Here is a 17,880-nt window from a genome sequence, read left to right as displayed (position 1 = left end):
TAATATGAAACTAACCAAATATCACCACTACAACTAATAGTAACATAGACAATATTAATAAATATTGCTTATACATGATGTGATAACTATTATTAGTTTGAAATAATTCAATACAATAAAATAAAACACATAGAATTGAAAAATTATAAAATAAAAGCAAAATTAACATGAAAAATAAGTAATAATAAAATAGATAAAAAATGTAATAACTTACACACTCAAAAAATTAATTATTTAAGAAATAGCTAATATTATATATTATATAATACAGAGTATATAATATAGATTATTTTAAAAAAATTATAAAGGTGTAAGCAAATGAAAGCTAAAACTAGTATAAATTTGGATACAAAGCTGATTGACACAGTTAAAAGAATAGCTAACAATAGAAACATTACACAGACAGAAGTAATAACAGAATATATAAAACAAGGAATAGAAAAAGAACCCAAAAAAAATAAAATCAAATTAAAAATACTTGTAGAACAAGACCCTGAGGCATCTATTGATGACATGATAGGAGCTATAAAAGCTCCAGAAGGATTTAATTCGGTCAAAGCAGTAGATGAAATAAGAAAAGGGGAATACTGAAATGATATTTTTAGATGCTAATTTTATAATTGATTTATTTGTTGATACTGAAGATAATCATGAAAAAGCAGTGAAAATATATAAACAAATTAAGGATAAACAATTAATAATATCTAACTCAGTAATTTTAGAAGTAATGACGGTTTTAAATATAAAATTAAAGGTTTCAAAAGAAATATTAGAGAGATCATATAGCAGGTTAAATGGTGGAAAATTCAAAATAGTTGAAGATGTTTCTATATATGATGAAACTATAGAAAGAATGGTTAGTTATTTTCCTCAAAGATTGCCTTTTTGGGATTGTTTATATATAGAGCTAATGGAACATTTAGGAATAGAAAAAATAGCAACATTCGACAAGCATTTCAGAAATAAAGGAATTGAAGTAATAGGGAAATGAATTATCCTTTTTTAATAGCTATCTAATAATTTTAAATGTGTTTTCACATCTTTTGCCGCGAATGCTGCTTGTAGTAGTATGATTTTCTTTCCATAATATTTTTGATAGTATTCTTTTTTATGTATTTGGTTTTTAGCCTTTTCCAGTAGTTGTTGTGGTGTTTTAACTGGTATCCATTCATTGGCTTTGATTTCTTTTAGTTTTGAGTACTTAAATTCAGCTATTATTACTGTGTTTTTTTCTGTGAGTACTGCATCTATTCTGCCTTTGTTTATGTTATCTTCAGCTTTTATATCGAATCCTAAAAGTTGAAGCCATGTTAGAAGTAATGAGTGATAGTAATGTTCGTCTTGGATATGTAATTGATATGGTATATTTGCAAGTAGCTTTTTGAAGTTATTCTCTAGTGGAATGCCATTTAAATTCAATAATTGTTTTTTCATTTCTTTTATTAAGCGAAATAAATCATAATCAGGGTATTTTGTGTAGATGTTTAAAAGATGTTTTAAAGTTGAGTTTTTAACTTCATTATTTGGAATAGCTAATGTATATTCTCTCTCTTCATCTATTAATTGTAATTTTTTCACTGTTAAATATCCTGTTTGAAATAGTAATCCTATTTCACTTATATCTTCAATATCAAAACTGTCAAATGAGCTTTCATCAGTGATGACTGGTTCAAGGATATGTTTGATATCATATAATTTCATGAAGTCAATTAGAAATCTTGGTGTTCCTGTTTTAAACCAATAATTATTGAAATTTAAGCGGTTGAATGCAGTCATAGTTGATTGAGGATTATATACACTATTTCCACCATCCCAACTATATCCATCATACCAATATTTAATCTTCTCTAAAACGTCATCATAAGAAAGTGATAACTCTTCAGCTAATTTAGATATATATTCACTGAAATATTCTTCCAATTCTTCTTGTGTATATCCACATATTGTTGCAAACTTATTATCCAAGGTTATGTCTGTAGGATTATTTAATGCAGAGAATATTGACACATTAGCAAACTTAGAAACACCTGTTATGAAAATAAAACGTATATATTCATCCATTGTTTTTAAGGCTCTGTAGAAATTTTGTAAAATTTCTCGATTACTTTCTGCAAGCTTAAGATTATTTATATTATCAATAATAGGAATATCATACTCATCCACTAAAACTACTACTTTTTGATTGTATGTTTTATTGAGCTTAATAATTAATTCTTTAAATCTGCTTTGCAAGTCTGGAGCAGAAAGTATAATATCAAAATCTTGTGATATACTATCTAATGACCAAATTAAAGAGGATTCTAATTTTTCACTGCTACCACTATCCACACTCAAATCTAAATGTATTACTGGGTATTTTACATTCCAATCCCATTTATCGTATATGTGAAGTCCCTCAAATAATTGTTTATTTCCTTTAAAAAGTTCTTTAAGTGTGTTTAATAGTAATGATTTTCCAAATCGTCTTGGACGGGATAAAAAATAGATTCTTCCACTTGTTATCATTTCATGTAGATATTTTGTTTTATCAACATATATGTAGTTGTTTTCTCGTATTGTCCTGAAATCTTGTGTTCCTAAAGGTAGGATTTGCATATTTTCACCTCCAAATTAAATTACTTTAGATTAAATAGCCATTATAATTTTGTAGTATTAATATTTTTATGTGTTTCATTGTTAATATATTTTTGCTAAATAGCTTAAATAGCTATAAAATGAGAAAAAAATAGAAATATATAATAAAAAAATAAGATATGTTAAATAGCTATTTTAAAATTATTTAACATCATTGTATAAAGAAATGGAAACAGTAGGTTTAATTATAGATTTACACATTGAAAAAAATAAAGATATAAACAAAGAAAAACTCATAAAAGAGCATAAAAGAGTTGATATTAATGATAAAAATAAAATTAATAAGAACAATAAGTGGAAAAGATTTCGTACATGAATTTGAAAAAAGATATGAAACATTAGAAAATCTTAAGAAAATGTTCCAAGAAGACAATGAAAACATGGAACTAGAAATGTATATAGAAGACTGGGAATACTTCTTAGACCACTCAGATGAAATAACAGAACAAGAAAAAATACTATACAGCGAAAAACCACATTTCACCGAAATAGATCTAGAGCTATTAAGTCATATAAAAAATTATAAAGTAAAATCAATCGCAGATCTTGCAAAACACTTCAACAAAGATGTAAACACAATACAAAAAAGTGTAAAAAAAATTAAAAGAAAGAGGACTAATAGAATTTGAAGAAGGAAAAGTAAATAACATGAAAACACCTGTTTTTAATTATGATAAAATAGAAATAACAATATAAAGATTTTATCAATCTAATCAGATAACATTGGAAAACTTCTTTCCTGCACTCCCCTCATAGGAACAACTCATCTTAGTTTTCTGACAAACCGTTCGAGCATATTTTTGTCATGAAAAAGTCTTAATGGCTTAATGATAATCTGTTTTGACTTAAAAATAAAAATTTAAATAATATATTAAACATAAATAAAATTATCTAATTTATTTGAGTAAATCATGAAAATATATCTAGATACTGTTTAATAGATGCTTAAAGATTCATTGACATTATTAAAAGAGATAAATTTGATTATACTGAATGGTAAAGAGATTTATGGAAAAATAAGACCCTCACGGAATATACAATGAAGCTACACAATATCAAATTGAAAAAAAGAAGAATAAATATAAATAATTCATTTTCTAATATTATTTAAATTTCCGTCCTTTAAAGTTTTCTAAACTATTTAATTTCTCTTGTTTTTATCACTATGGTGTAAATTATCTATTAATTCTTCAGTTCTGATTATTTTTGAAACACGATTTTCTTTATATTTTATTTTTTCATGAATAAGAGTATTATCATAGCTATTTAGTATTTTAATGAAATCGTGAATTATATTGCTATTATTTTATTTTTAAATCAAATGTTTAGTATTTAGAGTATTTAGTAGCTATTTTATATCTTAAATTTAGTTTAAACTCTTTGGAATTTTTCATTAATATATTATATGTTCGATATAATAATAACATTTATATATCAGTAGAACTAATATGTAATTAATAAACATAATATTTATTTTATCATTAATATTGTATCATAGAAACAAATATCAAACTATGTTAATATTGTCTTATAGTTGGATATAATTTAAACATACTTATTAAATTAATCTATTTTATAATTTAAACGGATAAATCAATTATGGGTTGCTTATGAGGGAGTAATAAGTATGGAATTAGAAAAAAAGGAAAATAATATATATAAGTCTATGTTTATGAAAAAACATAATATAACTAAAATAGCTATTATATTGTCATTAATAGCTATTTTATTTGTTGGTGTTTCATGTGTTAGTATTTCTTCTGTCAGTGCTGCTGATCTTACACTTACAAGTGCTGATCCAATTAATAGTGCTGTAAGTACTATTAATGGTGGAGGGGATGTTAATAATTCTATTGCACTTGGAACAGGGAATTATAGTAAAACAACTGATCGTAATAATAACATCACAATTTCAAATAAAAATCTGATAATTAAAGGTAATAATGCACCTAGTTCAGTTATTATTAGTGCTCAAAGAGTTGGAGGATTGTTTAATATTTCTGGATCTAGTAATAATATTACATTCCAAAATATAACATTTTCAAATGGTTACCTAAATGGTAAAAATGGTAGTGCTATATATGCTAGTAACAATAACGATATAACATTTATTAACTGTATATTCTTAAATAACAATGTGACTAACACCACAGGAGGTAATGTTGCAGGTGGTGCTATTTATAGTGGTGGAAATTTAAATATTATTAACTCTACATTTACAAACAATAGTGTAAATAGTAACACTCCAAGTACTAATTATGTAAATTCAGATGCTTCTGGTGGAGCTATTTATAATACTGGTTCTAATCTCACAATAACTAATTCTACATTCACAAATAATAAAGCAAACAGTTATTCTTCTCGTTACGAATCTTATAGCTATGGAGGAGCAGTATACAATACTGGTAATAACATTAATATATATAATACAACATTTACAAACAATACTGTAAACAGTACAGTTATTAATACTTCTTCTGATAGTTATGCTTGTGGAGGCGCTATTTATAATAATGCTTCTAATTTTATTGTACTTAATTCTAATTTTACAGATAATATTGCAAATTTTACATCTAGCTATGGAGTTGGCTGTGGTGGAGCTATTTATACTAATCATAGTAACACAAAAATTGATAATTCAACTTTCAATAATAATAGAGCAAAATATTATGGAGGGGCTGTTTTCACTGGTCAAGGTAATTTAACTGTTAATAACTCTATATTCAGTAGAAATTATGCTGGTGAGGGAGGTATTTATGCTATTGATACTACTAAAATAATTGTTACAAGATCTAATTTCACAAATAATCTAGGAGTTAGTTCTCCAGATATTCACGTATGGTGGGCTAAGGGATATATTGAAATTTCTTATTGTAATTTTATAAATACTACTTCAGGATCAATGGACTTATTGGATAATTATGATGCATATGCTAATGTTTCATATTGTAATTTTACAAATATTTCAAAAGGGGCAATGTTTGTTAGATCAACAAATACTACAATTGACTATTGCATATTTATAAATAACAGTTGTAATAATTCTGGCGCAGCTATAAGTTTTGGTGAGTCTGGGGATGTTAATATTACAAATTCCATCTTTAAAGGTAACAAAGCATTTCCAAATGAATATAGTAATTGGATGTATGGTTATGGTGGAGCTATTTCAATCCAGTCAATTGGTACTAAATCTATTATTTCTTCATGTGTTTTCCAAGATAATTATGCAGTTAGAGGGGCTATGGATATACTTATATCTATGGATTCTTTAATTAAAGATTGTAATTTTACAAATAGAATTGGTAACAACACTAATGGGTCAACAATTTATGTTCATACTCCATATACATTTGGCGATTTTACTAATACCACTATTTTAAATTGTAATTTTGAGAATTATAAAGTTAACAATACTAATGGTGGAGTTATTATGGTTAATGAAACTAATAGTTTTAACATGTCAAATTCGACTTTTACAAATATTAGTGGTATAAATAATACTGGTGGAGTTATTTACATGAGTAATGTAAATTATAGTACTATTTCAAATTCTAATTTCACAAATATTAGTGGTGCTACAAAGGGAGGAGTTTTTTACTTAGATGATGTTAGGAATATCACTCTAACAAAGCTGAACATTGTAAATAACAATGCAGTTTATGGTGGAGCAATATATATTCAAAATTCCAATTTGCACATGAATTACAATCGTTTGTACAATAACACTGGAGATAGTCAATTACATATTTATAATTCAACTGTTAATGCAAATTATAACTGGTGGGGGAATAATACAAATCCACTTACTTATTCTGTTAAAGTTAATGGGACTGGAACAACAGTTAATTTAACAAATTACTTTGTGGTTAATATTACTTTAATTGATGTAGATGTAGGAAATGGTCTTCTTATATTTAATTATACAATGAGTCTTAATACAACCAATGCACCTGATAATGCTCTTCCTGAGTTTAATGGAACAATAGGTCGTAATGGTGGATTTGGAGAATTTGCATTTTCTGCTAACTTATCTGCTGCTAACTTATCTGTACCATTTAATCCATATATAAATACTACTGCAACAGCTAGAATAGATAATTTCACAAAAACATTTAGTATAAACGCTTCTAAACTTCCTGATGTATATGTTAATGCAACAGGAGGGTCAGATAGTAATAATGGGTCAAATTGGACTAGTGCCGTTAAATCAATAGAAAATGCATTAGAAATAGTACAAAATGGCGGAACAATACACATAGCAGGAAACAACTACAACAACACTGGAGTAGAAGGAAACAATACTAACTTAATTATAAATAAGAGTGTAACTCTTCTTGGTTATACAGTATTAAGTGGAGAAGTAATAATAAATGCATTAAGCAATGGAAGAATATTCTTTATTAGTAATGGTTTAAATGTTTCATTAACTAACTTAACTTTTGCAAATGGTAATCTCACTGGTGCTAATAATGGTAGTGCAATTTATAATAATGGTTCTACAATCACAATAAGAGGATCTAATTTTATAAATAACACAGCTTATTATGGTGGTGCGATTTACAACAAAAATGGAACTAATTTCATTATAAATGAAAATACTAACTTTATTAATAATAATGCTACTTATGGTGGCGCTATTTATAATCATGATGGCGTTAATTTTAGAGTGATTAATTCTAGTTTCAAGGGTAATAAGGTTAGTAATAGTCCTAGTTATGGCGGTGCTATTTATAACGATGGTGTTAATTTTAGTGTGATTAATTCTAGTTTCATTGGTAATAATGCTAGTTATAATGGGATCATTTTTAGTGATGCTAATAATTTCTGCGTGAATAACTCTGTTTTCACTAACAATACTGTTGTTAATTATGGTGGTGTTATTTTTAACAATGGAGGTATTAATTCTAGTGTGTGCAATTCTAATTTTACAGGCAATGTTGCTAATAATTTTGGTGGTGCTATATATGATACCAGTACTGATTTTAGTGTGATTAATTCTGTTTTTATTAATAATAAAGCTACTAATTATGGTGGTGCTATTTATCATGGATATGGAGATAATTTTAGTGTGATTAATTCTGTTTTCATTAATAATGCTGCTAATAGGTATGGTGGCGCTATTGTAAATTATTATGATAATAATTTTATTGTGAATAAGTCTAATTTTACAAATAATAATGCTACAAATGGTAGTGCTATTCATATTATTGGTAATAATTCTAGTGTGATTAATTCTATTTTCAATAGTAATAATGCTAGTAGTTATGGTAGCGCTATTTATATCATGGGTATTAATTCTAGTGTGATTAATTCTATTTTCAATAGTAATAATGCTCGTAAGTATGGTGCTATTTATATCAATGCCACTAATGTTACTGTGAATAATTCTACATTTTCAAGTAATATTCATATAGCTATTTATGCATTGAATAATCAGACTTTTATTAATAATAATTCCTTTAATGGTAATAATGGTGTTTTAGGAATTGGCTTTAATAATTCAACTATTAATTTAAATAGCTATCTAATAAGTAATAATATTATAATTAATAATGATATTGTTTTACTTGTTGATGGTTCTGGAAATAATGTTTCTAATGGCTCCATTACTGGAAACAATAACTCAAGAGGAATTTTTGTAAATGGGCATAATAATAATTTTTCCAATATTACAATAGCTAATTTAAAGGTTGGTTTAACTTTTAATTCTTCTAATAATGCTAATATATTAACTAATGCTACATTTTATGGTAGTGGGATTGGTATATTAATGTTAGGTTCTAATGATACTGTTATGAGTTCAACTATAGTTAATAATACTATTGGTATTAATATCACAGGAGATAATAATACTGTTCATTATAATCGTATCTATAATAATACATTGGGACTTAACAATTCTGGTAGTAATCTTAATGCAAACTTCAATTGGTGGGGATTAAACAATATTATTACTCAGTATACAAGTAGTAGTGCTAACTTAAACTTGACATATTGGTATGTTCTTGAGTTATCGGTGAATAATACATTTTACACAACTGCAAATGATACAAGAAATTACACTAAAAATCAAAGTGCTAACTTAACCTACAATTTATCACTTAATATTCCAGTAACCAATACTCCAAACTTACTTCCTTATTTCGAAGTAACTATATTAATTAAAAACAGTACAGATATTGTTAACAATTTAACTGGAGATATTAGAAATACTAGTCTAGTTGAATCTGTAGTAATAAATGATCCTAATACGCAGTATTCAATTAATGCATTATCTGATAGTGAAAATCTTATTTTAACCATTGTTGGTGAAATTATTAATTATACAGTTAATTTAAGTGTTATGAAAGTTGCAAATGTAAGTGGAGACGTTCATGTTGGAGACAATGTAACCTACACCATAACTGTAACTAACAATGGAATATTAAATAATGCAACAGGAGTCTTTGTAGAAGATATAATTAATTACAACAAAGTACAATATCTTAACTCAAACGTAAACAAAGGAACATATAACTATGGTACTGGAATATGGGATATTGGAACACTAGAAACAGGAGAAACAGTAACATTAACTGTAAATGTAACTATTATTGGGACTGGAATTTTAAATAATACTGCATTAATTGAAGCAGATGAAAATAACACAAATAACAACACTACAAGCACAGTAATACTAAACATAACCGATGTAGACATATCAATAGTTAAAATAGCTAATACAACAGGAACCATGAAAATTGGAGACAACATAACCTACACAATTAATGTAACAAACAATGGAGAAAGCACTGGAACAGGAATCTATGTAACTGATATCTTAGATAAAAATAAAGTAAAATTTATAAATGCAATCCCATCCATTGGAACATACAACAATACAACAGGAAATTGGACAATCGGCAACCTACTTCCAGGACAATCAGCAATACTAACAATCAACGTAACAATAATAGGAAACAACTCAGTAACCAACACTGCAAATGTAACCACTGACCAAAAAAATATCAACAACCAAAATGAAAGCACAATAATAACCAACATATCTGATGATGTGAATATAACTGTTATTAAAATATCTAACACCACAGGAACAGTAAACATCGGCGATACAATAAAATACACAATTACAATCACAAACAAAGGACTAACTAACGCAACAGGCGTCTTCGTAACTGATAAATTGAATAATTCAATGTTGAATTTTGTAAGTAGCAATGGATCTTACGATAATAACACAGGAATATGGACCATTGGAAATTTAAATACAGGTGAAACCGCTACACTTAGCATAGTTGCTACTATTATTAGCAATGGAACAATTATTAACATTGCAAATGCAACTATGGATCAGAATAATACTGACACTAGTAATGGAACAAGCAATGCTACTATTAATGTAACTAACGTTAATATAAGTGTTATTAAAGTATCTAACACTACTGGCACTGTGAATATTGGAGATAATATTACTTACACTATTACTGTCACTAATTACGGTACAGCCAATGCTACAGGTGTATTGGTAACTGATAAGTTGAATAGCACTATGTTAAGCTTTGTAAACAGTATTACTAATCATGGAAATTATAATAGTAATACTGGCATTTGGACTATTGGAAATTTAAATACAGGTGAAACTGCTACACTTAATATAACTGCCACTATTATTAGCAATGGAACACTTGTCAATATTGCAAATGTGAGCGTGGATCAGAATAATACTGATGTTAATAATAGTACAGGTAATAGTACTGTTAATGTAACTAATTACGTTAATGTGAGTGTTGTTAAAGTATCTAACACTATTGGTACTGTGAATATTGGAGGTAATATTACTTACACTATTACTGTGACTAATCATGGTTCTGGTAATGCTACAGGCATATTTGTAACTGATAAATTGAATAATACTATGTTAAGCTTTGTAAACAGTAGTACTAATCGTGGAAATTATAATAGTAATACTGGTATTTGGACTATTGGAAATTTAAATACAGGTGAAACCGCTACACTTAATATAGCTGCCACTATTATTAGCAATGGAACACTTATTAACATTGCAAATGTAACTGTGGATCAGAATAATACTGACACTGGAAATGGAACAGACAATACTACTATTAATGTAACTAACTACGTTAACGTGAGTGTTGTTAAGGTTTCTAACACTACTGGTGTGGTGAACATTGGAGACAATATTACTTATACTATTACTGTGACTAATTATGGTACAGGTAATGCTACAGGAGTATTCGTAACTGATAAATTGAATAATACTATGTTAAGCTTTGTAAATAGTAGTACTAATCGTGGAAATTATAATAGTAATACTGGCATTTGGACTATTGATGGTCTTAGTGCTGGTGAAACTGCTACACTTAATATAACTGCCACTATTATTAGCAATGGAACACTTATTAACATTGCAAACGTGACTGTGGATCAGAATAATACTGACACTAGAAATGGAACAGACAATACTACTGTTATTGTGTCTAATTATGTTAACGTGAGTGTTGTTAAGGTTTCTAACACTACTGGTACTGTGAACATTGGAGATAATATTACTTACACTATTACTGTCACTAATCATGGCACAGGTAATGCTACTGGTGTATTGGTGACTGATAAGTTGAATAGTGCTATGTTGAGTTTTGTAAGTAGTAGTGCTAATCGTGGGAATTATAATAGTAATACTGGTATTTGGACTATTGGTGGTCTTGGTGCTGGTGAAACGGTTGTATTGAATATAACTGCCACTATTATTGGTAGAGGAACATTAACTAATGCCGCAAATCTTATTGTTGATCAGAATAATACAGATAATGGTAATGGTACTGCTAATTCAACTATTAATGTTAAATATGACACTAATCTTAGTGCTTCAATACCTGATGCTAAGGTAGGGGATACTGTTAATATTACTTTGAATTTAACTGATTCTGAGGGTAATCCTGTAAGTACTGTTGCTAATATCACTGTTGATGGTGTGGTTTATCCTGATGTTGAATTTATTGATGGAATAGCTAAGGTTCCTTATAATATTATTGAGGTTAAAAATAATATTACTGTTAAGTTTGAGGGTAATAATAAGTATAATCCTTCTAATGATACTGTTGGTGTTAATTTCACTAAAAAAGATGTTAATATTCATATTCATGTTCCTGATACTAAAATAGGACATAATACTACAGCAACCATCACTGTTACAAGTGTTGATGGAAAAATAATTCCTAATGCTTCAATTGAAGTAATATTAAATGGTAAAATTATTGGAACATTTATCACTGATAAAAATGGTCAAATTCATCCAGTAATATCTGTTAGTCGAGATAATATTCTTGAAGCTAAATTTGGTGGAAATAATGAATATAATTTTGCTGAAAAAATAATTAACTTTAAAGGTAATTCTTCTACTAATAATACCAATAGTACTAATAATACTAATAACTCTGATAACACTAGCTCTACTAATAGTACTAATAGTACTAATAATTCTAATAACACTAGCTCTACTAATAATACCAATAGTACTAATAATTCTGATAACACTAGCTCTACTAATAATTCCTACGAGTTCAGAAGTTCTAATATGGGCATGAAGAAAACTGGTGTTCCTGTAATACATATTATATTATTATTGCTCTTAGGTATTTTTGGATTAATTTCAGCTAATAAATTGAGAACTATTATAAAAGATCCAGATGAGACACTTAAAGAGTTAATAACCCATTTCCCTGAAAGAATACATAATATGTATATGGACTTTGATTTATTGGAAGTGATTAAAAAAGAAAAGCCAGAATCTATAAATGAATTAGTACAACTTACAGATGATAATATTTATAATAAAATCAAAGGATTGATTATTTAGAAACAAATGGGTTAATAGAACTAAAGAATAACAAACCTATTGTTAATTATGATAAAATAGAAATTAGAGATTTAATTAACATTGTCACTTATGAACCTATCTTTAATAAAAATTAAACCTTGTTTTAAAACTGTTCCACAATTGAAACAGTATATTTCCTCTCTTTTAGTATCATATCTAACTTCATGAATATTTGTCTCAAAAATTAAGAGATGTACTATAGTAACAATATTAATAAAAATTCTATCAGTATTAAGGTAGTTATTATAATTTCTTTAATAACTATAGTCTTTGTTAATATTTGAACAAGTAGCACTGTCAATCATCGTCAATGTTATATTAATTCATACTGACTAATAATTATTAGTGATTTAAGTGCTTTGCTAGTGAAAAAGATGTTAATAATAGTATTGCATTAAGAAATGGAACATATGATAATGTGAATGATTATAACATAGTATGTGCTAGATTTACTATTGTAATGACAATTTAATATTATAGTTTTAAATATTTCGTTATCTTTTTAATTAAGCTTTAATTTTCTTTATTCGACCATATAATGTGAAATTAATAATATATAAACATTTAAAATTAAATGGTCACGACAATAGGAAATTTTATTTATAATAAACATATAATAATATTATATATAATTTTATTAATAAATTTATAATTAAAAAGGATTTTTTTATTATTTATCGGGGTGTTTTTTATGAAAAAGTTACCAAAAAGTATAGGGACATTTTCTACATTAATAGAAAACGATTATTTGTATGTGGATAAAACAGAATATATTTTTAAATTGATTGAACCAGGACAAAAGTTTTTTTTATCAAGACCTCGAAGGTTTGGTAAATCATTATTAGTTAGTACTTTAAAAGAGCTATTTTCAGCTAATAAAAAATTGTTTAAAGATTTATATATCTATGATAAATGGGATTGGACTAAATCATATCCAGTTATTCACTTAGATTTTTCAGTGATAAGCTACACTAATCCTGATGTATTAAAAGAATCCTTAAATCTTTTTCTTGAAAATAAAGCTAAGGAATTTAATCTTAGATTAAACAAAAATAACCTTATTAAAGATAAATTTGGAAAGATTATAGAAGAAATCTATTTAAAAACCAATGAAAAAGTAGTAATTTTAATTGATGAGTATGATAAAGCTATTATTGATCATATTGAAGATGTAGAGTTAGCAAAGGAAATTCGTGCTGAATTAAATAGTTTTTATGGTGCTTTAAAGCATGATGAATATATTGAATTTGTTTTTATTACTGGTGTGACTAAATTTGCTAAGACTTCAATTTTTTCTGGTTTAAATAATCTAACCGATTTAACTCTTTCCTCTCCTTTAATTTGTGGATATAGTCAAAGTGAACTTGAAATTTATTTTGATGATAGGATTTCTGATTTTGCTTTTGATGAGAATATTTCTAAAGAATATCTTTTAGATTTAATTAAGCAGTGGTATAATGGATATTCTTATAATGGAAAGGATTTTCTTTATAATCCTTATTCTATTTTATCTTTATTTGATAAAAAAAGGTTTTCTAATTTCTGGTTTGAAACAGGAACACCTACTTTTCTAATGAAACTTATTGGAAGTGGAAAATTAGATCTTAGTGTTCTATTAAACCCAAAGCAAACAATTACTGATAATATACCTAATTTTGATTTAGAAAATCTTGACTTCACTACCATTCTTCTTCAAACAGGATATTTAACCATTAAAAAAGAAGAATATACAATTGGTAGTCCAAGTATTTTTACTTTAGATATTCCTAATAAAGAAGTTTATGATTCACTTTATACTAATATTTTATCCTATTATACTAAAAAGTCAGTTTCGAGTATTCCATCTTTAATGGATACTATTTTAGATGCTATTAGTAAAGCGGATAATGAAAGACTTCAGAAATCCTTTGAAATTCTATTTTCATCAATTCCAAATTCTCTATTTAACAAAGTAAAAGAAGATATAAGAGAAGCTAACTTCCACATGATGATTTTATCCTGGATGAAAATAATAGGTCTAGAAATCATAGGAGAAGTGCAGTCAAGTAAAGGAACAGTAGATGCAATACTAAAAAAAGACAACTTAATAGTAGTAATAGAAATAAAATACTCCCTCAAAAGTTCTCTAAAATACATGATTGAAAAAGCACTAAAACAGATAAAAGAGAAAGAATATTACAAACCATATTTAGATAAAAATGTCTTACTACTAGCAATAGCTATTAAAGATAGGGATCTTTGTTGTAAAATAGAAACTTTAAAAAATGGGATATAACTATTGTTGTGACCATTTAATTTTAAATGTTTATATATTATTAATTTCACATCATATAGCTAAATAAGATAATTAAAGCTTAATTAAAAAGATAACGAAATATTTAAAACTATTAATATTAAATTGTCATGACACTATTTTTTCAATATATCTATTTAATATCTATTAAGACAGTTATTTCATTATTTAGTTACCTATTACTAATTTTTGAAATCTTCATTTAATAAATAATACATGTTTCATAATATTCATTGATTTTAAAAATATGTCTATGTTATAATAAACTAATTATTATTTTTATAGAAATATATATAAATAATGAATAATATAATAATAATCATGACAGAAAAGAAAAAAACTAATGTAGATTTACCTACTGACTTAAAGAAAAAACTTAAAATGTTAGCTATAGAAGAGGATACAACTATGAATTCTTTAATTATAGGGATGATTCAAGAGGGTTTTAGTAAAAGAGAAGTGTAATAATTCTATTTTATTTTTTATTACATACATAATATTATTTTTGTTTAATATATTTATTTTAATTAATTAAGTTAAATATAATCTTAATTACACAGTAAAAACAGTTTATATTATTTTTAATCAATTTAAATGATCACTAAAAAAAACTTCAAGATTCATAATCATTTAATCAAATGATGCTAATAGGGATTTTTAAATTGTTCTAATACATATTATCATTAATTTTAGTAATTAAATATTATCTATGATAGTAAAACAGCTTTTATGAGTTTATTCTTAGATTTAGTAGATTAATCTTAATTTATAAAATCAATTATAATTATTTGTATAATAAGTAATGTGAAAAACTTTTGAAAATGAGAAATCAAAGATTTTTCTAAATTTCAGTGACGAAATAAAAGTTTAAATAGTTATTAACAAATAATAATTATTTAAATAGCTATTATACATTATATATTGATTAGATAAATTTTAAATTAAATTACAACTTTTCAATTCTTCAGTGAATCCAGTAGTATTAGTGATTATTTCATTTAGATGCTCTCTACTTTTATCATTTACTCGTAGTTTATATGTTTTTTCTTCTTTCTACCTTTTTATCCCTATTAGTGTATTGTTGTAGTGCTATGAATTTTTCTCTTTTTGATATAATAAATTAATGATTATTTTAATCTAAACTTCAGCTTTATTAAAATACTAAGAAAAAGAGAATTAGCATCAATTATCATCAATTAGCTTATTTTAATAAATATATATTAAGAAATAGTTAATATTATATATTACATAATACAGAGTATATAATACAGATTATTTTAAAAAATTATAAAGGTATAAGTAAATGAAAGCTAAAACTAGTATAAATTTGGATACAAAGCTGATTGACACCGTTAAAAGAATAGCTAACAATAGAAACATTACACAAACAGAAGTAATAACAGAATACATAAAACAAGGAATAAAAAAAGAACCCCAAAAGAATAAAATCAAATTAAAAATACTTATAGAACAAGACCCTGTTGCATCTATTGATGACATGATAGGAGCTATAAAAGCCCCAAAAGGATTTAGTTCAGTCAAAGCAGTGGATGAAATAAGAAAAGGGGAGTACTGAAATGATATTTTTAGATGCTAATTTTGTAATTGATTTATTTGTTGATACTGAAGATAATCATGAAAAAGCAGTGAAAATATATAAAAAAATTAAGGATAAACAATTAATAATATCTAACTCAGTAATTTTAGAAGTAATGACTGTTTTAAATATAAAATTAAAGGTTTCAAAAGAAATATTAGGGAAATCATATAGTAGGTTAAATGGTGGAAAATTCAAAATAATTGAAGATGTTCCTTTATAGAAAGAATGCTTAGTTATTTTCCTCAAAGATTGCCTTTTTTTGATTGTTTATATATAGAGCTAATGGAACATTTAGGAATAGAAAAAATAGCAACATTTGATAAACATTTTAATAATAAAGGAATTGAAGTAATAGGAAAAAATTACATCAAGTAAAATGTAGTCTATATTTGTCCATACTTGAGACACTATAAACAAGGGGAATTTGAAGTCATCAATTGTTAATAAATGCCTATTATAATTCAATGTATCGATTTAAGATAAATTTAAACTAAATTACAACTTTTCAATTTCTTCATTGAATACAGTAATATTAATGATTATCTCATTTACCTACTCTCTAATTTTATCATTTACTCGTAATTTACATATTTCTTTTTCTTTCCTTATTTTTATTTCTTCCTTTCTACCTTTTTAGCCCTATTTATTAGTGTATTGTTGTAGTATACTATGAATTTTTCTCTTTCTGATAATAGGGTAATAACTATCTTAATCTAAAATTTAGCTTTAGTAAATACTAAGAAAAAGAGAATTCTAATCAATTAGCTTATTTTTTCAATTAATTTTTATAATTTAATAATAATAATGTTAGTTTTCATGACTTTGTATCATTTTGTTATTCTGGATTGTAGTTCATGTTTTTCTAATTTATCCAATATTTTCCATTTTTTTATCAATTACTGAGCTTTAATTATTTTAAAAATTGTTCAAAATACTACATGTTTTTTCTAAATGAATTTTACTGTTTTTTCCTTTTTTAAGAGTTAATTTCAGGTTTAAATAAAAAAATTTAAATATGATTTTATTAAATTTATAGTAGAAAACCAATTTTTTGGCAATATTAATAAATTCCAATAGCTTATTTTATTCTCTATATTGGAAATAAAGACATATTAACTAAATAAAAAAAATATAATCATTGCCAAAAATTTCGTGCTTGACTATAATAGCAATCAATGCCAACATAACGAAGGAAATATTATATGTATATTACAGTATCTAATTTAGATTTCTTGTATGGCATTATTGGAGGGCAATATTGGGATGTGTATAATTTTATGGGAATTTGTGGAGATTAATAAGTAAAATAATGAGAACAATGTTTTTTAAGGAGATCTTCCATAATTCATTGATTAGTTAATTGATATTTATTGGTTTATATTGTGATGATGAAGTAATATTAAGTTAAAATAAGGATTATTATTTAGTTTATTGGGTTTTAAGTGGGTTATGTTT

General features: G+C 25.8%; 9 protein-coding genes. 8 read left to right on the top strand and 1 reads right to left on the bottom strand.

The features are described from left to right. Positions 1-318 precede the first annotated feature (318 nt). Entirely contained in the window at positions 319-591 is a 273-nt protein-coding gene (locus tag MBFIL_RS06805) for a DUF6364 family protein (protein ID WP_066972895.1), read from the top strand. Position 592: 1 nt separating this feature from the next. After that, on the top strand, positions 593-991 hold the full coding sequence (locus tag MBFIL_RS06800) for a type II toxin-antitoxin system VapC family toxin (RefSeq protein WP_066972894.1): 399 nt from the start codon (positions 593-595) through the stop codon (positions 989-991). A gap of 11 nt (positions 992-1,002) precedes the next feature. On the opposite strand, the gene MBFIL_RS06795 is transcribed toward MBFIL_RS06800, so the two are convergent. Further along, entirely contained in the window at positions 1,003-2,595 is a 1,593-nt protein-coding gene (locus tag MBFIL_RS06795) for an ATP-binding protein (protein WP_066972892.1), read from the bottom strand. 302 nt (positions 2,596-2,897) lie between these two features. Between MBFIL_RS06795 and MBFIL_RS06790 the strand changes: the two genes are divergently transcribed. The 6 genes from MBFIL_RS06790 to MBFIL_RS11130 all read left to right on the top strand — a co-directional run bounded on the left by MBFIL_RS06790 (position 2,898) and on the right by MBFIL_RS11130 (position 16,645). Continuing rightward, a complete protein-coding gene (locus tag MBFIL_RS06790) occupies positions 2,898-3,263 on the top strand; it encodes a hypothetical protein (protein WP_066972890.1) in 366 nt (121 codons plus the stop codon). 998 nt (positions 3,264-4,261) lie between these two features. Next, positions 4,262-12,511, top strand: a complete 8,250-nt coding sequence (locus tag MBFIL_RS06785) for a beta strand repeat-containing protein (RefSeq protein WP_066972888.1) — start codon at positions 4,262-4,264, stop codon at positions 12,509-12,511. Between the two features lie 712 nt (positions 12,512-13,223). Further along, positions 13,224-14,807, top strand: a complete 1,584-nt coding sequence (locus MBFIL_RS06780; RefSeq protein WP_066972886.1) for an ATP-binding protein — start codon at positions 13,224-13,226, stop codon at positions 14,805-14,807. A 339-nt stretch (positions 14,808-15,146) separates the two neighbouring features. Next, on the top strand, positions 15,147-15,290 hold the full coding sequence (locus tag MBFIL_RS10625) for an Arc family DNA-binding protein (protein WP_169805514.1): 144 nt from the start codon (positions 15,147-15,149) through the stop codon (positions 15,288-15,290). Positions 15,291-16,128: 838 nt separating this feature from the next. Further along, positions 16,129-16,401: a DUF6364 family protein gene (locus MBFIL_RS06775; RefSeq protein WP_066972884.1), complete on the top strand. Its 273-nt coding sequence runs from the start codon at positions 16,129-16,131 to the stop codon at positions 16,399-16,401. A 1-nt stretch (position 16,402) separates the two neighbouring features. After that, on the top strand, positions 16,403-16,645 hold the full coding sequence (locus tag MBFIL_RS11130) for a PIN domain-containing protein (RefSeq protein WP_066972882.1): 243 nt from the start codon (positions 16,403-16,405) through the stop codon (positions 16,643-16,645). The last annotated feature ends 1,235 nt before the right edge of the window (positions 16,646-17,880 follow it).

Origin of the sequence: Methanobrevibacter filiformis, from assembly GCF_001639265.1 — an archaeon.
GTDB classification, from domain to species: domain Archaea; phylum Methanobacteriota; class Methanobacteria; order Methanobacteriales; family Methanobacteriaceae; genus Methanacia; species Methanacia filiformis.
This window is presented reverse-complemented; position numbering and strand designations above follow the sequence as displayed.